General features: G+C 64.9%; 20 protein-coding genes. 9 read left to right on the forward strand and 11 right to left on the reverse strand.

Annotated elements, in window-relative coordinates; translation table 11 throughout:
- Window positions 1–102: 102 nt before the first annotated feature.
- The 5 genes from NLM15_RS22715 to NLM15_RS22735 all read right to left on the reverse strand — a co-directional run bounded on the left by NLM15_RS22715 (window position 103) and on the right by NLM15_RS22735 (window position 6,028).
- Window positions 103–255, reverse strand: a complete 153-nt coding sequence (locus tag NLM15_RS22715) for a hypothetical protein (RefSeq protein WP_167561251.1) — start codon at window positions 253–255, stop codon at window positions 103–105.
- Window positions 256–555: 300 nt separating this feature from the next.
- Window positions 556–2,163 carry a sulfite reductase subunit alpha gene (locus NLM15_RS22720; RefSeq protein WP_254119579.1) on the reverse strand — a complete coding sequence of 536 codons (1,608 nt, stop codon included), beginning with the start codon at window positions 2,161–2,163 and terminating at the stop codon, window positions 556–558.
- Window positions 2,160–3,941: a NirA family protein gene (locus NLM15_RS22725; protein WP_254119580.1), complete on the reverse strand. Its 1,782-nt coding sequence runs from the start codon at window positions 3,939–3,941 to the stop codon at window positions 2,160–2,162. Before NLM15_RS22725 ends, NLM15_RS22720 begins: the two co-directional genes overlap by 4 nt.
- A gap of 336 nt (window positions 3,942–4,277) precedes the next feature.
- The gene (locus NLM15_RS22730) at window positions 4,278–5,441 is read right to left on the reverse strand and encodes a CmpA/NrtA family ABC transporter substrate-binding protein (RefSeq protein WP_254119581.1); all 1,164 of its coding nucleotides are present in this window, start codon (window positions 5,439–5,441) and stop codon (window positions 4,278–4,280) included.
- The gene (locus NLM15_RS22735; RefSeq protein WP_254119582.1) at window positions 5,438–6,028 is read right to left on the reverse strand and encodes an ANTAR domain-containing response regulator; all 591 of its coding nucleotides are present in this window, start codon (window positions 6,026–6,028) and stop codon (window positions 5,438–5,440) included. The genes NLM15_RS22730 and NLM15_RS22735 overlap by 4 nt, the downstream gene beginning before the upstream one ends.
- A 111-nt stretch (window positions 6,029–6,139) precedes the next feature.
- Here NLM15_RS22735 and rimO point away from each other — a divergent pair, with 111 nt between their 5' ends.
- Window positions 6,140–7,465 (forward strand): 30S ribosomal protein S12 methylthiotransferase RimO, encoded by a 1,326-nt coding sequence (gene rimO / locus NLM15_RS22740; RefSeq protein WP_254119583.1) that lies wholly within the window; start codon window positions 6,140–6,142, stop codon window positions 7,463–7,465.
- A gap of 36 nt (window positions 7,466–7,501) precedes the next feature.
- Here the strand turns inward: rimO and NLM15_RS22745 are convergent, their stop codons facing one another.
- The gene (locus NLM15_RS22745; RefSeq protein WP_254119584.1) at window positions 7,502–8,443 is read right to left on the reverse strand and encodes a hypothetical protein; all 942 of its coding nucleotides are present in this window, start codon (window positions 8,441–8,443) and stop codon (window positions 7,502–7,504) included.
- Between the two features lie 300 nt (window positions 8,444–8,743).
- Between NLM15_RS22745 and NLM15_RS22750 the strand changes: the two genes are divergently transcribed.
- Window positions 8,744–9,385 carry a hypothetical protein gene (locus tag NLM15_RS22750; RefSeq protein WP_254119585.1) on the forward strand — a complete coding sequence of 214 codons (642 nt, stop codon included), beginning with the start codon at window positions 8,744–8,746 and terminating at the stop codon, window positions 9,383–9,385.
- Between the two features lie 271 nt (window positions 9,386–9,656).
- Window positions 9,657–10,847, forward strand: coding sequence for an acetylornithine transaminase (locus NLM15_RS22755; protein ID WP_254119586.1), 1,191 nt, complete (start codon window positions 9,657–9,659; stop codon window positions 10,845–10,847).
- 55 nt (window positions 10,848–10,902) lie between these two features.
- Here NLM15_RS22755 and NLM15_RS22760 read toward each other — a convergent pair whose 3' ends face one another.
- From NLM15_RS22760 to pcsA, 3 genes are all read right to left on the reverse strand, one after another.
- Entirely contained in the window at window positions 10,903–11,877 is a 975-nt protein-coding gene (locus tag NLM15_RS22760) for a quinone oxidoreductase (protein ID WP_254119587.1), read from the reverse strand.
- Between the two features lie 75 nt (window positions 11,878–11,952).
- On the reverse strand, window positions 11,953–12,687 hold the full coding sequence (locus tag NLM15_RS22765; protein WP_254119588.1) for a TerC family protein: 735 nt from the start codon (window positions 12,685–12,687) through the stop codon (window positions 11,953–11,955).
- Window positions 12,684–13,451 carry a phosphatidylcholine synthase gene (gene pcsA, locus NLM15_RS22770; protein WP_254119589.1) on the reverse strand — a complete coding sequence of 256 codons (768 nt, stop codon included), beginning with the start codon at window positions 13,449–13,451 and terminating at the stop codon, window positions 12,684–12,686. Before pcsA ends, NLM15_RS22765 begins: the two co-directional genes overlap by 4 nt.
- 87 nt (window positions 13,452–13,538) lie before the next feature.
- Here pcsA and NLM15_RS22775 point away from each other — a divergent pair, with 87 nt between their 5' ends.
- Entirely contained in the window at window positions 13,539–14,723 is a 1,185-nt protein-coding gene (locus NLM15_RS22775; protein WP_254119590.1) for a UbiH/UbiF family hydroxylase, read from the forward strand.
- Window positions 14,724–14,742: 19 nt separating this feature from the next.
- Here NLM15_RS22775 and NLM15_RS22780 read toward each other — a convergent pair whose 3' ends face one another.
- On the reverse strand, window positions 14,743–15,696 hold the full coding sequence (locus NLM15_RS22780; RefSeq protein ID WP_254119591.1) for an AEC family transporter: 954 nt from the start codon (window positions 15,694–15,696) through the stop codon (window positions 14,743–14,745).
- Between the two features lie 106 nt (window positions 15,697–15,802).
- On the opposite strand from NLM15_RS22780, the gene hspQ reads away from it, so the two are divergent.
- Window positions 15,803–16,135, forward strand: a complete 333-nt coding sequence (gene hspQ / locus NLM15_RS22785; protein WP_254119592.1) for a heat shock protein HspQ — start codon at window positions 15,803–15,805, stop codon at window positions 16,133–16,135.
- A 79-nt stretch (window positions 16,136–16,214) separates the two neighbouring features.
- Here the strand turns inward: hspQ and NLM15_RS22790 are convergent, their stop codons facing one another.
- Window positions 16,215–17,042 (reverse strand): invasion associated locus B family protein, encoded by an 828-nt coding sequence (locus NLM15_RS22790; protein WP_254119593.1) that lies wholly within the window; start codon window positions 17,040–17,042, stop codon window positions 16,215–16,217.
- Between the two features lie 262 nt (window positions 17,043–17,304).
- On the opposite strand from NLM15_RS22790, the gene NLM15_RS22795 reads away from it, so the two are divergent.
- The 4 genes from NLM15_RS22795 to NLM15_RS22810 all read left to right on the forward strand — a co-directional run bounded on the left by NLM15_RS22795 (window position 17,305) and on the right by NLM15_RS22810 (window position 22,872).
- A complete protein-coding gene (locus NLM15_RS22795) occupies window positions 17,305–19,167 on the forward strand; it encodes an extracellular solute-binding protein (RefSeq protein ID WP_254124350.1) in 1,863 nt (620 codons plus the stop codon).
- A gap of 4 nt (window positions 19,168–19,171) precedes the next feature.
- Complete coding sequence (locus tag NLM15_RS22800; protein ID WP_254119594.1) at window positions 19,172–20,674, forward strand: class I adenylate-forming enzyme family protein; 1,503 nt, start codon at window positions 19,172–19,174, stop codon at window positions 20,672–20,674.
- A gap of 84 nt (window positions 20,675–20,758) precedes the next feature.
- Window positions 20,759–21,982 (forward strand): GGDEF domain-containing protein, encoded by a 1,224-nt coding sequence (locus NLM15_RS22805; RefSeq protein ID WP_254119595.1) that lies wholly within the window; start codon window positions 20,759–20,761, stop codon window positions 21,980–21,982.
- Between the two features lie 149 nt (window positions 21,983–22,131).
- Window positions 22,132–22,872 (forward strand): hypothetical protein, encoded by a 741-nt coding sequence (locus NLM15_RS22810; RefSeq protein ID WP_254119596.1) that lies wholly within the window; start codon window positions 22,132–22,134, stop codon window positions 22,870–22,872.
- The last annotated feature ends 19 nt before the right edge of the window (window positions 22,873–22,891 follow it).

Raw genomic sequence — 22,891 nt, forward strand, 5'->3', positions numbered from 1 at the left:
AGCGAAGCGTGCCCACCAAATCGATTTCGTATGTTGAGACATGGTGGGCACGGCGCGCCAAGGGCGCGCCTTTGCCCACCCTACGAGAGCGGTGAAGCTTCGTTAGAACGGGTGTACCGACAACGTGCCGAACACGATGGCCGCGATGACGGCGAAGGCGCTGTAGAGCGCAACATGATGCATGCTCGCCCCGGTCCGCCGCGAGAGCGAGCGCGCATAGAAGTGCAGCCTGGCTTCCGCCGATAGTTCGCGCATGGTCGATCTCCAACGCCCCATTTGTGGGAGTATGAAGGATCAACCAGGGCGGGAGGCAAGACGGCGGCGGAAATAGCGATGCGCCTTCTCTGGAGAAGCCGCATCGCAGGCGCAAATTCTTCTGAAGTCCGGGTTCCGAGAATCTTATTCGTTAAGATCCGAGCGAACGGGAACCAACATCGATGACAGCGAGATGACAGCTCTTGTAGGGCGGATTAGCCGAAGGCGTAATCCGCCACTTCTGCATCGGCTGAAAAAGGTGGGTTACGCCTTCGGCTAACCCACCCTACGAAGCCGTCCCTAGTACACGTCAGCCTGGAAGCGGCCGGTCTTCTTGAGCTCGGCGACAAAACTGACGGCCTCATCCGTCGAACGCGCACCGAACTGGGCGACGATGTCGACCAGCGCGCGCTCGACGTCCTTGGCCATGCGCTTGGCATCGCCGCAGATGTAGAGATGCGCACCGTCGGCGAGCCAGGTCCACAATTCGCGGCCGACCTCGCGCATGCGGTCCTGCACGTAGAACTTCTTCTCGCCGTCGCGCGACCAGGCCAGCGACAGCCGCGTCAGTTGACCCGACGTCTTCATCGCATTGAGCTCTTCCTGGTAGAAGAAATCGCAATCGCTGCGCTGATGGCCGAAGAACAGCCAGTTCTTGCCGGGCGCGCCGGTCGCCTTGCGGTCGAGCAGGAAGGCGCGGAACGGCGCGATGCCGGTACCGGGGCCGATCATGATCACGGGCGTCTTCGGATCCTGCGGCAGACCGAAGCCGTGCGCCTTCTGCACATAGACCTTGAGCTTCTCGCCTTCAGCGATGCGCTCGCCGAGGAAGGTCGAGGCCACGCCGAGGCGCTTGCGCTTGCCGATCACGTAGCGCACGGAATCGACCGTCAGCGACAGTTTTCCGGGCGTCGCATTGTGCGAGGACGAGATCGAATAGAGCCGCGGCTGAAGCGGCTCCAGCGCCTCGACGAAGGCTTCGGGATGCGGCCGCGTGCCCGAAAACTTCTGCAGCGCCGCCATCACGTCGAGCGTCGCCGCATCGCCATCGGGATCCTCGCCCTGCGCCAGTGCCCGCGCCTTTTCGCGCTGCGCGCCGCCGGTGATGAAGGAGAGCAGCTCGAACAGCGTGTCGGGCGCCGGCGACAGCGAGACGTCGTCGATCAGCACCTCGCGCAGGGTCTTGCCATTGACCTTCGTGGTGTGGGAGGCGCCGAGCAGCGCGATGATCTGGTCGACGAGGCCGACCTCGTTGCGCGCGAACACGCCAAAACTGTCGCCGACGATATAGTCGAGCTTGCTCTCGGAGAGATCGAACTCGACGTGATAGGTCTCCTTCTCCGACTTTCCCTTGTTGAGCAGGCGCCGCGACAGGAACGTCGCCGCGACCGGATTGTCGCGCGAGCGGCCGGGCTCGGCGATCGTCACGGTCACGGCCGGCGCCGCCACGGCGTCCTGCTTGTCAGCCGCCTTGGCCGCGGGTGCCTTGTCCAGTTCCTCGTACAGCGACTTCAGCATCCGCGCGGTTTCCTTGCCGCCGGGGACGCAGAGGTTGAGCCGTGCTTCGCTGCGGCCCGCGATCGCCTCCGAATAATCGTGGCAATTGTAGCCGCACTGGCCGCAATCCTGCTGCGCCATCGCCGCCATCATCTTGCGGCGCACGGGACGGCCTTCAGCAAGCTTCATCCGGTCCGCAATCGGCATGGTCTGGTCGTGCCACGGCGCCTCACCGTCGTCGCCGTCGCCGGCCTGCATGACAGCGGCGCCCTGCTCCGCCGACAGGGGCGTTGCCACATCGGGCGACAGCAATCCGGCAAAGAAGCCGTTCAGCCAGGAGCGCTGCGCGTCCGAGAACGGTGCGCTGGCGGGAATGATGTCGAGTTTCGGCGGAGGCGTGATCTGGTTCATGCGGACACCTGTGCATCGGCAAGCTTGCGCAGCGTCTCGCCGTCATGGCGGCGCGCGAAGGACAGGAAGGTTTCGTCGGGAGACGAGCGATGAGCGATGTAGGCCTTGAGCAGTCCCTCGACCGTCTTCGGCGCGTCCTCGGCCTTGAGGTCGTGATAGACCTCCTGCCCGACATCGGCGTCGGGACCGAACCCGCCGCCGGTGAAGAGGTGATAGCCCTCCACCGTGTCGTCTTCATTCACCGGAACGCGCGCACCGATCAGGCCGATGTCGCTGATGTAGTGCTGCGCGCAGGAATGATGGCAGCCGGTGACGTGGATGTTGACCGGCTTGTCCATCGCGACGCGCGGCTCGCACCAGTCGCCGATCTCGGCAGCGTTGCGCTTGGTATTGGAAGCCGCGAAACGGCAGCCGGCATTACCGGTGCAGGCGATCAGGCCGGCGCGGATATGCGAGGCCTCGACGGCGAGCCCGATCTGCTTGATCGCAGCAGAGGCGAGCCCGACATTCTCGTCGCGCACGCCCGAGATCAGCAGGTTCTGCCAGACGGTCAGGCGGATCTCGCCGTCGCCGAGGTCCTGCGCCACCTTCGCGAGCCCCCGCATCTGGTCGCAGGTGATCTTGCCGAGCGTCAGCGAGACGCCGATCCAGTTGAGGCCGTCCTGCCTCTGCTTGTGCGCGCCGATATGCGCCATGCGGTCCGCGGCCGGCCGCGGGAGAAACGCCTCTTCCGGCACGCGGGTGAACGGCGTCTTCAGCCGTTCCTCGACCAGCTTGAGGAAGCCGTCATGGCCCATGCTGTCGAGCACGTATTTGAGCCGCGCCTTGTTGCGGTTGGTGCGGTCGCCATGGTCGATGAAGACGCGCACGATTGCGTCGGCAACGGCGGTCGCCTGCTCCGGCTTGACGATGATGCCGGAGTATTTTGCGAAATCCTTGTGGCCGGTGATGCCGCCGAGGCCGAGGCGAAACCAGACCCCCGGCTCGACGCCGAAACCGTCCTTCACCTCGAATGCGGTGAATGCGATGTCGTTGGTCTCCTCGAGCACCGCGATCCTGCCGGCACCGTCGAAGGCGACGTTGAACTTGCGCGGCAGGCCGTAGAGCGAGCGGTCGTTGAGGATGTGGTAGTGCCACTCCCGCGCATAGGGCCGGGTGTCGATCAGCTCCTGCGGATCGATGCCCGCCGTCGGCGTTCCCGTGACGTTGCGGATGTTGTCGGCACCGGAACCGCGCGAGCACAGGCCGAGGTCCTGAATGCCCTCGATCAGTTTCACGGCGTTCTTCGGCGGGATCTCGCGCAGCTGGAGATTGGCGCGCGTCGTGACGTGGCTGTAGGGCCCGCACAGCTCATCAGCGAGATCGGCAAGGCCGGATAGCTGCCAGTGCTTCATGATGCCGTTCGGAATACGCAGACGGCTCATGTAGGAGTCCTGCGTCGGCGCGACATAGAAGATGCCGTAATAGCGCCAGCGGAAATTGTCTGCCGGGCTCGGCGGCGCGTTGTCGAGCGCCTGCTGGCGCAGACGCGGATAGGCATCGAACGGATGCTCGTCGCGCTTGAACTTCTCCTGGTCGGCGAGCTTCTTGCCGGACGCGATGACCTTGTCCTGCGCCTTGATGTGTACGGCGTCGGGACCGGTCGGCTCGGCATTGGCCTTGCTGCTGCTGCCGCCGAGACCGCGACCGACCCGGCTGATCTGCAAACCGGTCGTGAAGCCTTCGAGATAGCGTTTCTGCTCGTCGGTAAAGTCGACTGCGAGCGTATCGATTTTCATGGTCGGTAACGAAGCTCCTGCGGCCACCTGAGTGGTATCGACGGACATTGGCGCGACCCGCGAGGAACTCGGCTGGCTCCTGGAGCCCGCTTCGTTACCCAACGGTCCGATCAGCTTCGTTGCTGCGGGACTCGGCTCAGCAGGCACCTGTGACAAGCTGGCCGCACTGCAACATTCAAGTTGCGTGCCAGCTTTGACGAAATAGAAAGATGTTTGATTTCAATAAATTAGAGACGCCGTCGGAAAATCCCGATTCCGGAACTCTTACGAAATTCGAGCAGCCAGCACAAAATTTAGACGATAATCCATGCTGCTCAAAAATGGTGCAGAGCCAAATCAGGCCCTCCAGCGCCCGACCTCGAAGGCCTCCAGATGCCCCCGAATGTTGTCTGGATCGAAGGCCGGGCCCGCAAACGCCCCGAAGGCCGCGGGGGCTTCCTCGGGCGGTTGGTGACCGAGGGCTGCGTCGTAAAGGTCGGGCCTGAACACGGCCATCGCCGTCTTGACGCCATCCGGGGTCAACGCGGTCTGCCCCCAACGCACCATCTGCGCGTAGAGCCACGCGGCCTGCACCGGCTCGGGGCGTCCTGCCCCTTCCCGTCCGACCAGGAGATAGCGGCCGCTCTCGCGCAGAGTGCCGTCGGGCGAAATCTTCAAGCGACCCGTGAGGGTTCGCTGAATGACTTCGGCATCGACACCGATCCGTTCCGGCTGTGCCAGGATCCGCGCTGCCTCGGTCAGGTTCGCTGGCTCCTCGATGAATGCGGCGCCCTTCACCGCCGCGCGCACCAGTGCCGCGACCACCTCCGGGTGCTTCTCGGCCCAGACCTGGCGAACCGCCAGCACCTTCTCCGCCGCGCGCAGTAGGATGTCGGAGACGAAATGCAGGATGTGGCCGATGCCGAGATCGACCGCGACCGAATTCCAGGGCGCGCCGACGCAGAACGCATCGACGTGACCATTGGCGAGGCTGTCGACCATGTAAGGCGGCGGCAGCACCACGAGGCGCACGTCCTCATCCGGATCGACACCTGCCGCCGCCATCCAGAACCGCAACTGGTAGTTGTGGGTCGAGAACGGGAACGTCATGCCGAAGGTCAAGGGATCGGCGCCTGCCTTGCGCCTGATGGCAACGACCTTCGCCAGTGCCTTGGCGGTGGCGAGCGGATCGAAGCGGTCGCCGTCGATCTCTTCCATCAGCGCAGCATGAAGGGCCGGCGAGACCGTGATCGCGTTGCCGTTGATACCGAGATTGAAGGGCGCTGCGATCGGTACCTTGACGTGGCCGAGCCCGAGCGAGGATGCGATCGCAACAGGCGCGAGCAGATGCGCGGCATCGAACAGGCCGATATTGAGCTTGTCGCGGACGTTGGACCAGGAGACCTCGCGCACCAGCTCGACCTCGAGCCCCTCGGCGGCGGCAAAGCCCTTGTCGACGGCGATGATCAGGGCGGCGGCATCGACCAGCGGAATGAACCCGATGCGAAGGGGTGCGGTCATTTCAGCATCTCCGACGCGGTGATGATCGACTGGGCGATCTCGCCGATTTTCTTCTTCTCGCGCATCGCGGTGGAGCGCAGCAGCACGTAGGCCTCGTCCTCGTTGAGGCCCTTCACCTTCATCAGGATTCCCTTGGCCTTCTCGATGATCTTGCGATCCTCGAGCTGCGACTTGGTGCGCTCCAGCTCCTCCTGGAGTTTTGCGAAGGCATTGAAGCGGGACACGCAGAGGTCGAGGATCGGCTTGATGCGCTCCTTCTTCAATCCGTCGACGATGTAGGCGGATACCCCCGCCTCCACAGAGGCCTGAATCGAAGATGAATCGCTCTGGTCCACAAACATGGCGATCGGCCGCTTCACGGCACGGCTGACCTGGAACATCGCCTCCAGCACGTCGCGGCTGGGGTTCTCCAGATCAATCAGGATGATTTCGGGGTCCACCGCATAAATACGGGCGAGCAGGCTCTGCATCTCGCGGATATGGACAATCTGCGTGAATCCGGCCTCCCGCAACCCCTCCTCGAGGATCGCAGCCCGGATCGGGCTTTCGTCGACAATCACGATTTTAGGCGACTGTTCGGCGCTCATAGCTCACTCACGACAGGTGATTCATCCATAGCACGCCGGAAGGCCATGCAAAGGGTTGTAATTATGGGCAATTGGGACTAGCTCAGGCCGGTCAATCAGGCAGATTTGGATATGGATCAGACGGCTGCGCCCAAGGTCAGCTTCGTGTCGCTCGGGTGTCCCAAGGCATTGGTGGATTCCGAGCGCATCATCACGCGCCTGCGCGCCGAAGGCTACGAGCTCGCCCGCAAGCATGACGGAGCCGACATCGTCATCGTCAATACGTGTGGCTTCCTCGACAGCGCCAAGCAGGAATCGCTTTCGGCGATCGGCGAGGCCATGGCCGAGAACGGCAAGGTGATCGTGACGGGCTGCATGGGCGCCGAGCCCGAGCAGATCGAGCAGGCCTATCCCGGCGTGCTCTCCATCACCGGCCCGCAGCAATATGAGAGCGTGCTGGACGCCGTGCACCGCGCGCTGCCGCCGGCGCATAATCCGCATGTCGACCTGGTGCCGCCGCAGGGCATCAAGCTGACGCCGCGCCACTACGCTTATTTGAAGATCTCCGAGGGCTGCAACAACCGCTGCACCTTCTGCATCATCCCGAAGCTGCGCGGCGATCTCGTCTCGCGCCCGGCCAACGACGTGCTGCGCGAGGCCGAGCGTCTGGTCGGCGCCGGCGTCAAGGAGCTGCTGGTGATCTCGCAGGACACCTCGGCCTATGGCGTCGATCTCAAATACGCCGAGAGCCCATGGAAGGATCGCCAGGTCCGCGCCAAATTCCTCGATCTCGCGCGCGAGCTTGGTGAGCTCGGGGCCTGGGTACGGCTGCAATATGTCTACCCCTACCCGCATGTCGACGAGGTCATCGCGCTGATGAACGAGGGCAAGGTGCTGCCCTATCTCGACATCCCGTTCCAGCATGCGAGCCCCGAGGTGCTGAAGGCGATGAAGCGGCCGGCGGCGCAGGACAAGACGCTGGCGCGGATCAAGCGCTGGCGCGAGGAATGTCCCGATCTCGCCTTGCGCTCGACCTTCATCGTCGGATTCCCCGGCGAGACCGATGCCGATTTCGCCTATCTGCTCGACTGGCTGGACGAAGCCGAGATCGATCGCCTCGGCTGCTTCAAATACGAGCCGGTCGCGGGCGCGACGTCGAACGCAATCGAGAACCCGGTGCCGGAAGAGGTCAAGCAGGAGCGCTACAACGCGCTGATGGCCCGCCAGCAGAAGATCTCCGCACGCAGGCTCAAGCGCAAGGTCGGCACGCGCCAGCAGATCATCATCGACGAAGTCGGCCCGACGGTTTCAAAAGGCCGCTCCAAGGCCGACGCACCCGAAATCGACGGCGCGGTCTATCTCTCCAGCCGCCGCCCCTTGCGCGTCGGCGAGATCGTCACCGCGAAGATCGAGCGCGCCGACCAATACGATCTGCACGGCAGCGTCGCGGGGTTCTGACGGCGCTCCGTCATTGCAATGACGGTGTGCAGGCAATCACGCCAGCCATTTCGGCACCCAGCGCTCCGGGCGCGGCGCGCGGGCGAGGTCGGCCTGTGCCTCGGATAGTTTCGCAGGCTCGCCGTCGATGCTCGGGCGCACGTCGTATTCGAAATTCGGCATGACGCGGCCATCGGCATAGAGGCCGAATTTCATCGCATACCACAGCCCGAGTTCGGGCTGTGCCTTGCGCATCTCCTCGCGCAGATCGCGCAGCAGGGATTCGATCGCGGCGGCTTCCTCGAACGGCTGCGGTCCACGCGTCAGGACGCGCGCCTCATACTGCTTGCCGACGATCGCGATCTCGAAGCGTGTCTGGTCCCAGGGCTTCTTGCCCTTGGGCAGATGTGCAGCCAGCCGCCAGCCGAGCTCGGCCATCAGGCGATGATTGGCCCAATAGTCCTCGCGATCCCGGCTCCATTTTTCCACGAAGCCGCGAAAGTCAGGCAGCTCCGACGAGTTGTCGTCGGGCGCCGCCGCCTCGCCGGTCGGCCGTCCGGCGAGCCACTGCGCGAGCTCGACCGTCTGGCACTCGACCTCGCCGTGCGGTTTCAGGTCGCTCCAGGCGTCCTCGAATTGCTGCGATGTCAGTTTTGCGAGCAGGCCATCGAGGCTCGGCGCCAGCAGCTCGTAGTCGCCCTCCGAGCCCAGTCCCACGATCGGCGGATTGTCGCGATCGAGACCGGCGCCATACCAGCCGCCGACGGCCGAGCCGTCCGGCAGCCGCATGAACAGCGAAAACCTGTCACGCAAGGGACTGCCGTCGACGATCGGCGCATGGTCGGAGAACTGGCCCTGGAGGGAGAAGCGGCCGACGCTGCCCCAGGGGCGCCCCTTCAGCCAGCCGGCGAAGTCGACCAAGAGGGATGGCGCCTCGATACCTGGCGGAAACGCGCCGCGAATGCTGTCAAGGTCGATCGGGTAGAGCGTATCTGACAAGGCTGAAAACTGTCTGGTTGGTCCCGCCCCTCTTGGTCTGAGCCGCGGTACGTTGGGTTCGAACCAATTCGCGTCGTTCGATCACAAACGCGCTAGAGGCTTGTTGGTTTCCATCGCGATACTCGGCGGGTTTCGACCGGGAGGGACGTTCGGTGAGGACTCAGTAATCCTCTACCACGACATCGTTCTGCAGCGCACCACTGCAAACGCGCTGCGATATGAAATTATAGTGCATTCACGCACCAGTCACGGACTCGGCCTAACTCTCCGCGCGCCTTTCAACGCGAGCGAGGAGTGATGATGAGCCGCCTCCCGGACATGCTGCGCACGCAGCGCTTCGACGACTACCGCTTCTACCACCAGAGCACCGTTAACCAGACGCTGCACCTCTTCAGCGCCGTCATCTTCCTCGGTTGCTATGCGCTGCTGTTCAGCGATCCCGCGCTCGCCGGCATCGTCGGCTGGCTCGCGATGCTGACGCGCCAGACCGGCCATTTCTTCTTCGAGCCGAACGGCTATGACGCCGTCAACGACGTCAGCAACGACTACAAGGAAGCGGTCAAGGTCGGCTACAATCAGACGCGCAAGATCATCCTGCTCCTGGTCTGGGGCAGCGCGCCGATTGCGCTTTACGCCTTCCCGACGCTGTTCGGACTGTTTGATCCGCCCGCCACCCGGCTCGACTACATCCGCCATGTCGGCGCGCTCTGGCTTGCGATCGGCATCAGTGGCGGCATCATTCGCATGCTCCAGCTGTTCGCGACGCGCGACGTCGCCACCGGGCTGGTGTGGGTGTTCAAAGTGCTGACCGATCCGTTCCACAACATCGCGCTGTACTGGTCATCGCCGCTCAAGCTCTTGCGCGGCGAGTTCATCGACACCGCAATTGCCGATGCGGATTGGGGCGACAAGGACGCCGGGGAAGCCGCCCATCCGACCTGACCGATACACGCTCGGCGAGCAACGCGCAAAACGCCCGCTTGACAAGCCCGGCCATTCAGCTGTAGGGACGCGCCCCATGATCAACGCTCGGACCCATCAGCGCACCGAAATGCTCCGTCGTCGCATCCGCGACGATGAGAAGGTGCGCCATGTCCGACGACGCCGCTGAATCATTAAAATTCAGCCGAGTTTTCGAGAAGGCCGCACCCGCAAGGTGCGGCCTTTCTGCTTTTTGCGCCCCTTTTCCCACCCGTCCCCACAGGAGTTCGACATGACCACGCATCCCTATGACGCGCTGATGGACATCACCGCACGGCCCAAGGCCGTGTTCGTCCGCGGCGCGGGCTCCTACCTCTGGGACGACAGCCGCAAGCGCTATCTCGATTTCGTGCAGGGCTGGGCCGTCAACTGCCTCGGCCACTCCCCTCCAGGGATCGCCGACGCGCTCAGCGCGCAGGCCAAGCGGCTGCTGACACCGAGCCCGGCCTTCTACAACGAGCCGAGTTTGAAGCTCGCCGAGGCGCTGGTCGCAAACAGCGCCTTCGACCAAGTGTTCTTCGCCAATTCAGGTGCGGAAGCCAATGAAGGTGCGATCAAGCTCGCGCGCAAATATGGCAGCCTGCACAAAGGCGGCGCGTTCGAGATCATCAGCTTCGAGGGCAGCTTCCACGGAAGGACGCTGGCGACGATGTCGGCCTCGGGCAAGAAGGCGTTCGAGCCGCTGTTCGAGCCGAAGGTCGCAGGCTTCAAGAAGGCCAAGCTGAACGATATCGCCTCGGTGGAGAAGCTGATCAACGACAACACGGTCGCGGTGATGCTCGAGCCGATCCAGGGTGAATCAGGCGTGTGGCCGGCGAGCGATCAGTTCCTGCAAGCGTTGCGCGCGCTCACCGAGGCGCATGGCTTGCTGCTCATTTTTGACGAGATCCAGACCGGCATGGGCCGGACCGGAAAACTCTTCCACTACGAGCACACCGGGATCGCGCCCGATATCATGACGCTCGGCAAGGGCATCGGCGGCGGCGTGCCGCTCGCGGCGCTGCTCGCAACCGAACGCGCCTCCTGTTTCGAGCACGGTGATCAAGGCGGCACGTTCAACGGCAACCCGATCATGTGCGCGGCGGGGCTCGCGGTGCTGGAGGAGATCGGCAAGCCGGACTTCCTCAAGGCTGTCACCGAGACCGGCCTGCTGCTCGAAAGCGAGTTGCAGAAAGTCTCGGCCCGGCATGGGCTCGGCGGCGTGCGGGGACGCGGCCTGCTGCTGGCGCTCGACCTCAAGCTGCCGATCGCGCCCGGCATCGTTGCGCAGGCGTTCGAAGCCGGCGTGCTCCTGAACGCGCCGCAGGTCGACACGCTGCGCTTCATGCCGGCGCTGAACGTCACGCGGGCCGAGATCGCCGAGATGATCGATTGTCTCGACGGGATCTTGACCAGGGCCGGCGCGGCACGGCGTGTGGCGTAAGTTGCTGCGTCATTCCGGGGCGGCTCGAAGAGCCGAACCCGGAATGACGAAAGACCTACGGCTTCAGGATCGACGCGCCGGTGGTCTTGCGGCTTTCGAGATCGGTATGCGCCTTCGCGGCATCCTTCAACGCGTAGGCGTGGTTGATCGGCACGTGCAGCTTGCCGTTGATGACAGCGGCGAACAGCGTGTCGGCGCCTTCCAGCAACTCCTTGCGCGTGCCGATGTAATCGTTCAGCTTCGGCCGCGTCGCAAACAGCGAACCGTGAGTGTTGAGCTCGGCGATCGAGAACGGCGGCACGGGACCTGAGGCATTGCCGAACGAGACGAACATGCCGCGCGGCTTGAGGCAGGACAGCGAGCCCGGGAAGGTCGCCTTGCCGACGCCGTCATAGACGACGTCGCAGCCCTCGTTGCGGCTGATCTGCTTCACGCGCGCGACGAAATCTTCTTCGTTGTACAGGATGACATGATCGCAGCCATTGGCCTCGGCGAGTTCGGCCTTCTCGCGCGAGCCGACGGTACCGATGACGTGGGCCCCGAGCGCCCTCGCCCATTGGCAGGCGAGCAGGCCGATGCCGCCGGCTGCGGCATGGACCAGCACGCGATGATGCGGTTCGACCTTGAAGGTCTTGTGCAGGAGGTACCAGACCGTCAGCCCCTTAAGCATCAGCACCGCGCCCTGCTCGTGGGTGATGTGGTCGGGCAGCTTGACCAGCTTCTCCCAAGGGATGTTGCGCTCGCCGGTATAGGCGCCGAGATTATGGTAGTAGGCGACGCGGTCGCCGGGATGGAAATGCGTCACGCCCGGCCCGACCGCGACGACCTCGCCCGAGGCCTCGTTGCCGGCGATGAAGGGCAGCCCAGGCGCCTTGTAGAGGCCGGTGCGATAGTAGACGTCGATGAAGTTCAGTCCGACCGCATGCTGGCGGATGCGCACCTCGCCGGTAGCCGGCGCCGGAACATCGACGCTCTCATAGACCAGGGCCTCGGGGCCTCCGACCTTGTGCACACGGACGGCTTTGGTCATCACCTGACCTCCTCTTCTCGCGGCTCAACGAAAGACATCGCGCCGGCCTTGTCAACTCGACGCCGGCTGGAACGGCTAAACGGACGGCTTGCGGGCTTTCCTGCGGTTGCGCTTCGCCAGCACGTTGAAGAATTCCACCGCCGCCGAGAACGCAATTGCGAAATAGATGTAGCCGCGCGGAATGTGGAATTGGAATCCGTCCGCGACCAGCGCGACGCCGATCAGCACCAGGAAGGCCAGCGCCAGCATCTTGGTGGTCGGATGCTCCGCGACGAATCGCGACACCGGCCCCGACGAAATGTACATGACCAGGCAGGCGATCACGACGGCCGCGATCATGATCTCGATGTCCTGCGCCATGCCGATCGCGGTGATGATCGAGTCCAGCGAGAACACGATGTCGATGACGATGATCTGCATGATCACCCAGAAGAAGGCGTTGCCGCCGGACTCGCGGTCGCCCTCGCCGTCATCGGCCTCGACTTCGGCGTGGATCTCGTGCGTCGCCTTGGCGATCAGGAACAGGCCGCCTCCGATCAGGATGAGGTCGCGCCACGAAAAGCCGTAGCCTGAAAACGAAAACACCGGCGCGGTCAGGCCGATCAGCCAGACCAGCAGGCTGAGCAGGATGATGCGGAAGATCAGCGCCAGCGCGAGCCCAATCTGGCGGGCGCGGTGGGCCTGCTTCTCGGGGATGCGCGAGACGATCACCGACAGGAAGATGACGTTGTCGATGCCGAGCACGATCTCGAGCGACGTCAAGGTGAGCAGCGCGGCCCAGGCTTCGGGGCTGGTCAACAAATGCATCATGCGAAGGATCTTGCCAGGCGGATCAATGCGTCGCTGAAGCTGATCCAGAGCGCGATGGCGCAGAGCACGATTGTCACGCCGGTGCCGACGCGAAAATCCATCTCCAGCGTGTAGAGCCCGAGCAGCGCCCAGATCGCGATCAGCGACATCGTCAGCCAGCGCAGCCGCACGACCCGGACCGGATGCAGCACGTGGAACGGCACGAAGGTCAGCACCACCAGGGCCGCGACCAGCAGCGTCGATGCCAGCGGCGGCCAGTGCAGCAGGAACAGATAAAACGCCGCCGCGTTCCACAGCGCCGGAAAGCCGCGAAAATGATTGTCGTCGGCCTTCATGCGCAGATCGGCGAAATATAAGGCGCTGGTGACGATGATGGCGATGCCGAGCAGCGGCGCCGCAACCGGCAGCAGCAGCCCGCTCGCCACGATCGCATAGGCCGGCACGAAGACATAGGTGACGAAATCGACCACGAGATCGAGCACGTCGCCCGACCAGTTCGGCTGCACATCCTTGACGTTGAGCCGGCGGGCGATCGGCCCGTCGATCGCATCGATGATCAGGGCGACGCCCAGCCACTGAAACATCGCCGCCCAGTGCTCGCGCACGGCCTCCAGCATCGCCAGCAGCGCGATGGCCGCGCCGAATGCGGTGAAGATGTGCACCGAGAAGGCCGCGGCGCGGATCGCCGGTCTCGGCTTCAGGGAATCCTCGTGGGTATCCATGGCTTCTGCTATCAGAACGAGACCGGTTTGCACATCCGCCATTGCGGCGCTCGGTCGCACAATTCGTCATAAAATCAGGGAAATATAGGTGGGCTTGAATTTGCCGCGGGCCGTGTCAAATGTCGTTCCATGACAGACGCATCGACACTTTTTGACGCGGCCGTGATCGGCGGCGGGCCGGCGGGACTGGTAGCGGCCATCGCGCTTGCGCAGGCTGGCGCGCGGACCGCGCTGGTGGCCCGGCGCGTACCCTATGCCGACAATCGCACCACCGCGCTGCTCGGTGCCTCCATCGAGCTCCTGGAGAGCCTCGACGTCTGGCCGCGCTGCAAGGACAAGGCGGCAGCCCTCGAGGTCATGCGGCTCGTCGACGACACCGGCCGGCTGTTCCGCGCGCCGGAGGTCCGGTTCTCCTGTCACGAGATCGCGCTCGATGCCTTCGGCTACAACATCGACAACCGTTCGCTGATGCTGGCGCTGGAAGAACGCGCGGCCGAATTGCCCCACCTCGAACGCTTCGACGACGAGGCCGAAAGCGTCGTCATCGAAGCCGACGACGTTGCGATCCGCACCGCGTCCGCGCAATTCCTTACGGCCCGGCTCGTGGTCGGCGCCGACGGCCGGCACTCACTGTGCCGCGAAGCCGCCGGCATCGCGGTGACCCGGCGCGACCTGACGCAGACCGCGCTGACCTTCAACGTCGGCCACGCGCGCCCGCATCGCAACGTCTCGACCGAGTTCCACACGCCGCACGGTCCGTGCGTGTTCGTGCCCCTGCCCGGCGACCGCTCCAGCATCGTCTGGGTCGCGGCCCCCGCGGAAGCCGAGCGGCTTCGCGGATTGAGCGATGAGGAGCTGTCCGCCGCGATCGAGAAGCAGTCGCATTCCATTCTGGGACGCATGACGGTCGAACCGGGCCGCAACCTGTTCCCGCTTGCGATCGAACGTCCAAAGTCCTTCGGCCGCGACCGCATCGCGCTGGTCGGCGAAGCCGCCCATGTGGTCCCGCCGATCGGCGCCCAAGGCCTCAACCTCGGTCTACGCGATGCCGCCGACATCGCCCGCCTCGCGGGCGAGGCCATCGCTGCGGGTCAGGATCCCGGAGCGGACGACGTGCTGACACGCTACGACCGGGCGCGGCGTCCGGACATTTTGAGCCGGACGTTTGCGATCGACATCGCCAACCGCTCTTTGCTCAACGATTTCCTGCCGCTCCAGCCGGTCCGCGCCGTGGGCATGCAGCTGCTCGGCGCCATCGGCCCGCTCCGGCGTTTTGCGATGCGCGAGGGCCTGACGCCGACCTGGCGAAGGTAGCTCTGCGGCGAAAGACCGCTCAGGGAAACGCCAGCCGGCCGGTCTGGATCGCCCACATCACGCTGGTCAGCGTGACCACGGACGCGAAGGTCCCGAGCAGCACCGCGACCGAAGCAGATTCGATCCAGGCGTCGTTCTGCCGGGCAATGACGAACACGTTCAGCGCCGGCGGCAGCGAGGCCATCAGCACCGCGGTCGCCGCCCATGGCTGCGCGAACGGACCGAACGCCAGCATCAGACCGAACGCGGCAAGCGGGTGGATCAACAGCTTCACCGCGATCACGCCGGGCACCTCCCACGGCACCCGGTTGAACGGGCGGAGCGCCACGGTCACGCCGAGCACGAACAGCGCGGTCGGCGCGGCTGCGTTCTGAAGGAAGATGATGGTGCGGTCGAGCGCGACCGGCAGCTCGATGTGAAGTGCCGCCACGGCCGCGCCAAAGCAGGCCGACATGATCAGCGGGTTGAGCACGATCTGCTTCAGCACGACGCCGAAGGCATGCACGATCGAAGGATGGTCGCGGTCGGAGAGCTCGATCAGCAGCGGCACGATCGTGAACAGGAAGATGCTGTCACAGCAGAAGATCAACGCGGTCGGCGCCGATGCCTTGGTCCCGAGCACGGCAAGCGCCAGCCCCGGTCCCATATAGCCGATATTGCCGTAGCCGCCGGAGAGACCCGCGAGCGTCGCCTCGCGCAGCGTCAGCCGTCCGAAAATCTTGCCGACGACCAGCGCCAGCGTGAACGCTGCGACCGTCGCCAGCGTGGTCGCGATCAGGAACGGCGGGTTGTTCAATTCCGCAAACGGTGTCTTCGACATGATCGCGAACAGCAGCGCCGGCAGCGACACGTAGAGCAGGAAGAAGTTCATCCAGGCGAGGCCCGATTCCGGTAGCGATTTGGCCTTGCCGCAAGCAAATCCGACGAAGATCAAGCCAAAATAAGGTAGCGCCAGATTGAGGATATCGACCATTGATGAAGTGTTTTCTGAAGATTTGGGGGCTATCCGCCCCGCAAGCGAAGGTTAATTCCAGATCAGGGCACTAGCATCGGCCACAATCCTGGTCTATCGACGGGGAATGATTAAAGCGAGGACCGCCAAATTCCAGATCGGACAGGTCGTGCGCCACCGGATCTTCTCGTTCCGGGGCGTGATCTTCGACATCGATCCGGAGTTCAACAACACCGAGGAGTGGTGGCTGTCGATCCCTGAAGAGGTGCGGCCGCACAAGGACCAGCCGTTCTACCACCTGCTCGCGGAGAACGCCGAGTCCGAGTACGTCGCCTACGTATCGGAACAGAATCTGGTGCCGGACGATTCCGGCGAACCGGTCCGCCATTCCCAGGTCGCCGAGATTTTCATCAAGAACAAGGACGGCGGTTACCGCCCGCGGAACCCGTCGCTGAACTGAATTTCGCTGCCGGCAAGCGGCCAGCAAAAAAGGCGCTCGAAGTGAGCGCCTTTTTCATGTCTGGACGTCCGTCGCCCGATTACTTCTGAGCGGTCGGAGGTGCGCCGGGCGCACCGCCCTGCTGCTCGAGCTTCTTGCGCTGCTCGTCGGCCTTCTTCTGAAGCTCTTCCTGGAGCTTCTTCTGGGTTTCCTCGAACACCTTCGGATCGGTCGGCGGACCGTCATAGGCCTTCTGGAATTCGCCGGCGAGCGGCAGCGGCAGCGTCAAGGGCGCGCCGTTGGCATTGATCGCCTGGACAACGAGGTTCTGGCCCTTCTTCATGCTGTTGATGAGCTCGGGGCTGGCCTCATAATCCGACATGCAGCCGTTCTGGAAGCAGATCACATACGGTTGCTGCAGCGGCGCATTGTTGTCCACGATGATGCGGGTGCCGTGCACGAGCTGCATGCCGAGCGGCAGCGTCACGCGCAGGATCTTCTTGGGCTCGCCTTCCGGCTCGATGATGACGGCGGCAATGACCGGCTGGCCCGACTCGATGCGGCCGTCCTTGCCGGTGAAGCAGACCTGCTTGGCGTTGGCGTCCTGGCCCTTGAGGCAGAACTTGGTCCAGGGGGCGTAGATCAGCTGGATCTGCTGATCGGCCGGCTGGGCCGCGCCCTGCTGCGCCGGAGCGCCCTGCGCGGGAGCCTGCTGGGCGGGGGCCTGAGCGGAGGGCGCCGGAGCCTTGGGGGCAGCCTTCGGAGCGGCTTTCGGGGCCGGAGCCGCCTTGGGCGCGGCAGGCGCACCGGGGGCCGGCGCCGGGGTCTGGGCCTCGGCGGCAAATGGAACGGCCAATGCCGTCGCCGTCAACAAGGCGAGAAGTCGCCCGCGCGGCCGGACGGACGCGGCCAAGTAATGGAAATTCATTGCGGAAAACCCTTTCTGAACGGGAAGTGCCCGAACCGCTCTGCAGCGACGAACCTAGCCGCGTTTGGGCGCGGCTCTCTCCCCGTCAATTGAGGCGGATAGGTGACGGGCTCGACGCTCTTGCGCGATCGCCCGCCTTCTAAGCGGGGCCGTCGAAAAGATCAATGCCGACAAGCGTCTTTGGCCGCGTTGGTGCCAGCGTCCCACCAAATTCCCTGTGATAGGATTCAGGTCCCGGCGGTCCTCGAATCAACGTGTGCCGATGTTCATGTTCCAGCGCCTTCTCGAGGGCCTTCGTGCGAGGTTCCTTGCGAGCCTTGGCGTCCGCCTCTGCGCCCTTGTCCTTGCTGCCGGGCTCCCGGCAAGCGGCGTATGGGCCGAGGGAGCCCATGCCATCGCCATGCACGGCAAGCCGGCGCTGCCGCCTGATTTCACCCACATGCCCTATGCCAATCCTGATGCGCCCAAGGGCGGCCGGCTGACCTGGGGCATTCTCGGCACCTTCGACAGCCTTAATCCGTTCATCGTGAAGGGATTGGCGGTGCAGCCGATCCGCGCCTACGTGGTCGAGAGCCTGCTGGCGCGCGGCCAGGATGAGCCGTTCACGCTGTACGGCCTGCTCGCCAAGACCGTCGAGACCGATGCGGAGCGGAGCTACGTCACGTTCCGTCTCGATCCCCGCGCCCGCTTCTCCGACGGCAAGTCGGTACAAGCCGAGGACGTGCTGTTCTCCTGGCAGCTCCTGCGCGACCATGGCCGTCCCAACCTCCGGCAATATTACGCCAAGGTCGCCAAGGCCGAGGCGCCAGATCCCCTCACCGTCCGTTTCGACCTCACCGGCGCCAACGACCGCGAGCTGCCGCTGATCCTCGGCCTGATGCCGATCCTGCCGAAGCATGCAGTGGATGTTGCGACCTTCGAGGAGACGACGCTGACGGGGCCGATCGCCTCGGGGCCGTATCGGGTCGCGGCGGTGAAGCCCGGCGCCAGCGTGACCTTGACCCGCAATCCCGATTATTGGGGCCGCGACCTGCCGATCAATCGCGGGCTCTACAATTTCGACGAGATCAGGCTCGACTATTTCCGCGAGGCCAACGGCCAGTTCGAAGCCTTCAAACGCGGCCTCTATGATTTCCGCGTCGAGCACGAGCCGCTGCGCTGGCACGACGGTTACGACTTTCCGGCCGTCAAAAGCGGCGAAGTGATCCGCGACACCATCAAGCCCGGCGTGCCGCAGCCTTCCGAATTCCTGGTGTTCAACACGCGCCGTCCGATCTTCGCCGACATCCGCGTGCGCCGGGCACTGACGCTGCTGCTCGATTTCGAGCTGATCAACCGCAACTACTTTTTCGGTCTCTATTCGCGCGTCGCTGGCTATTTTGCGGGTTCGGATCTCTCGGCCTACGGCCGGTCCGCCGATGCGCGCGAGCGCGAGCTGCTGAAATCCTTTGCCGCGCAGATTCCGCCCGACATCATGGACGGCAGCTACCGCCTGCCGGTGACCGACGGCTCGGGGCGCGACCGGACCACGCTGCGCGCGGCGCTCAAGCTGCTGTCGGACGCCGGCTATGATCTCGACGGCACGGTGCTGCGCAACCGCGCGACAAAAGCCCCCTTCACCTTCGAGATGCTGGTGACGACCCGCGACCAGGAGCGCATCGCACTCGCGTTCCAGCGCGACCTCAAGCGCGCCGGCATCGCGCCGACCGTTCGCGCGGTCGATCCCGTGCAGTTCGACCAGCGCCGGCTCGCTTACGAGTTCGACATGATCCAGAACCGCTGGGATCAGTCGCTGTCGCCCGGCAACGAGCAGTATTTCTATTGGGGCAGCGCGGCCGCCGACAATCCGGGCACCCGCAACTACATGGGCGCCAGAGATCCCGCCGTCGATGCCATGATCGGCGCTCTCCTGGAGGCCCGTGATCATACGGCCTTCGTCTCGGCGGTGCGGGCGCTCGACCGCGCCTTGATCTCCGGTTTCTATACAATCCCGCTGTTTAACGTATCCGAGCAATGGATCGCGCGCTGGAATCGGATAGAACGGCCGAAGGCCACCGCGCTGTCCGGCTACCTGCCGGAGACCTGGTGGTCGAAGGGGCAGCCGCAAGCCGGTCAAGCAAAGTGACGCCGTGAATCAGCCAGCCGTATCGCCGACGCTCGACACGCTGTTTCAGCGCACGCTGATGCGGCAACCGCACGCGCCCGCTCTGCTCGATCCCCTCAACAAAGCCCGCGTGACCGGCCACCAGCCGCGCCGGATGACTTACGCCGAGGCCGACACTGCCATCGAGGCCCTGTCGGCGCATTTCGTCGAATCGGGGCTGCCGGCCAACTCCGTCATCGCGATCCAGCTGCCTGCTACGGTCGAATTCGTGCTGACCGTGCTCGCCGCGCATCGCGCCGGGCTCGTCGTCGCCGTGCTGCCGCTGCTGTGGCGCCATGCGGAACTGACCGCCGCGCTGAACCGCACCGCGGCGCGCGCCATCGTCACCATGAGCAAGGTCGACGGCGTCAGCTATTCCGACCTCGCGATGCATGCCGCCGCAGAGGCCTTCTCGATCCGTTACGTCTGCGGTTTCGGAGCCGACCTGCCCGAGGGCATGGCCTCCCTCGACGACGTGCTGGCCCGCCCGCCCGGCACCACCCGCACCGTGATCCAGGACGGCCGCAAGGCGGCGATGATCTCCTTCGACGTCACCGCGGAAGGCTTTCGCCCGGTGCCGCGGCCGCATTTCAGCCTGATCGCCGGCGGGCTCGCGATGTCGCTGGAGGCCGACATCAAGCAGGGCGCGACCGTGATGGCGGCGTTCGCGCCGATGTCGTTCGCAGGCCTCGCTTCCTCGCTCGCGGTGTGGCTGCTCTGCGGTGGCACGCTGGCGCTGCATCATCCCTTCGAGAACGAGGTGCTGGAGCAGCAGATCAACGAGCACGCATGCGAGGTGCTGATCGCCCCCGCGCAGCTCGCGCTGCGCCTGGGCGATTCCGATCTCGCGGCACGGCTGCCGAGCTTGCGCAACGTCATCGGCCTCTGGCGCGCACCCGAGCAGGTGGCGGCGAGCGATGCCTGGATTGCGCCGCATGCACCGCTGACCGACGTCTATCTATTCGGCGAGGCCGGTCTGTTCGGCGCCCGCCGCGGCGAGGACGGCATGCCCGTTACGGTGATGCCCGGGCCGCACGGCGCCCCGCGTGAGCAGTCCGGCTCCTCCATCGCCGGCGAGATCCTGCTGACGCCCAAGGGCACGCTCGGCCTGCGTGGGGCGATGGTGCCGATCGCGGCCTACGCGCCGCCGCAGCCGGTCGGCGACACCCTGATGACGCAGCCGCCGCGCGATTATGTCGACACCGGCTATGCCGCGCGGCTCGACCGTCCGAGCGGCGCGATCTGCATCACCGCGCCGCCCTCCGGCATCATGGCCGTCGGCGGCTACCGCTTCCTCTCCAACGACCTCCAGGAATGGGCGCGCCGGCTCGGCCAGGGCGCCCTGCTCACCGCGCTGCCCGACCGGCTCTCGGGCCACCGGCTCGCAGGCCGGGCCCAGGACAATGCCCGCGCCCGCGAAGCGCTCAATGAACTCGGGCTTAACCCCCTGATGGTCGAGGCTTTTCGCGACCGCTCGGGGCCGGTTTAGGCGCAGTTTCGACCCGTCCATTGACGCTGCATTAAGGCGACCGGACTAGATTGCGCAGCATCTGTTGCGTGATCAGAGTTTGCGATGTCCCAGGCGGGCCCGATCCTGTTTGTGTCCAATGCCCAGCGGCCGCCTTGCATTGCGGCTCTGGACGAGGCCCGTCTCTTCCCCGTCGTCGACACCGACTGGGCCAGCGCGGCGCGCGCGGTCGAGCAGGTGCAGCCGGCCGCGGTTCTCGCCGCGATGCATGCCGGGCACGAGCCCCATCTGGCGCCGCTCGCCAGGAAGATCGCGGGCCAATCGCCCTATCTTCCCTTCGTGGCGCTCGATGCTGCCGGCACGCTGCCGCAGAACGCCCTGCCCTTCTCCTCGCGCGGCGGCAATTCCGACCGCCTCGTCGCGCGGCTCCGCGCCGCGCTGCGCGTACGGACCCTCCATGCGACGGTTCTGCGCCGGCTGCCGGAGGCGAAAGTCGGGTTGCCGGAGAGTGATCCGGCACGCGATGCAACCGTGCTCCTGATCGGCCGCGGCGCAGCCTATCCTGCGCTCTCCGTTGCACTCGGCGAGCGCGTCGGCGTCGTCGGCGCGCTCTCGATCGAGGCCGCGGCCAAGCATCTCAACACCCGCGATATCGACGGCGTCGTGCTCGCCGAAGGATTTACCGCGCGCGTCACCGACGCCTTCCTTACCGTGCTCGCCGAAGACACCCGCTTCCGCAGCCTGCCCGTGGTCGTCACCGCGCACCAGCTCACGCAGACGTACGACCTGCCCAATCTCGAACTGATCCCGGGCGAGCCGGCGAGGGTCGCCGCCAACGCGCTGCCGCTGATCCGCCAGCACGCGATGGAAGCGCAACTGAGTCGCACGCTGCGCTCGATCGATGCCGGCGGCTGGCTCGATCCGCGCAGCGGCCTGCTCACGGTGGAAGCCTTTGCCCGCGATTTCGCCAAGGCGGTCGAGCAGACACTTGCTCGCGGCGGCGGCCTCTCCGTGGCGCGCTTCGCCTTCGAGCCCGGCAATTCCCGCGCCCAGCTCGACGCGGCCCGCATCCTGAGCCGCCTGATGCGGCAGATGGATTTTGGCGCGGCACAGAAGGACGGCTCGGTCATCGTCGTGTTCGCGGAGACCGATTTCCGCACCGCCCACATGATCGCGCGCCGCCTCTCGGCGGTGATGCGGCACACCTCGAACGGCAAGCACGAGATGCGCAGCGATCCCGTGGTCAGCGTGGACTCGCTGTCGCCGTCGGATACGGCGCGGTCACTGCTCGGGCGCCTCTCAGCCGACGCGTCCCGCGCGGCGTCGTAGTCACAACCTCGCTGCCGTAGGAGGGCAAAGGCGCATCTGCGCCGTGCCCACCATCCTTCCAAGACGACAGAAGCGATGGGCACGCTTCGCCTTGCCCACTCTTGCAATAGCGCAATCGGCTATCATTGGCGTGTCCCGTGAGGAATGTCATGCAGTTCGTTCATAGGCTCGCGGCCCTCATCTTTCTCATGCCAGTGAATCTGGTTGGAGCTGCGCTGGGCGAAGAGGTTCCGCGACAGCCCGACGGTAGATTTTTGATCCAGTTGAAGGATGTGCTCGTGGCTCTCCCGGAGGAGAATTCGACAAGGACGATGACCACGTTCGCCGTATCGACGCCGCCCGGCAAAAGCCCACTCGAATTTACTCTTACTGACCTGGTTGGCGCCCCCGGTCGTTATTCCGCAACGTTGCGGTCGTCCGCATGGAGTTCCGTCCGCGTTTCACAGACGCGCCCGCGCGAAATGCTGGGCGAACAAGTCGCGAAAGGCGTCACCGGCGTGGGCATCCTCAGTGGCTTGGACACGAATTGCGAAGCCTGGCTGCCCCAGTGGGCGCGCTATCGTGAAGCCGCTCTGGGTCTGCCGGCGGACCAATACGGTTGGACCAGGCAGGACAATCACCGGAGCCCTCCAACGAGCGCCTTCATCAAGTTTCTCGACCGGGGCGAACGCGCGACAAGTCGATACTACCCGCTCGATTGCGATTTCTCGGGAAACTGCCTGCTCAAGGCCTGCCGTAACGGCCTGACCGCCTGGATTCGGATCAATTCGTCCAACAAGGGTCAGGGCGAGGACTATTCAGTAAAGGACTTCGATCAGCAGATCGCTAGCGGGGTCAAGCTACTGGAGCGGATGGTCGTGAATCGGCCTGTCGATCTCGCCCATCCTTAGTTGTGAGGCCGGCGTCGTA

This window comes from Bradyrhizobium sp. CCGB20, assembly GCF_024199855.1.
In the GTDB taxonomy this organism is placed as follows: domain Bacteria; phylum Pseudomonadota; class Alphaproteobacteria; order Rhizobiales; family Xanthobacteraceae; genus Bradyrhizobium.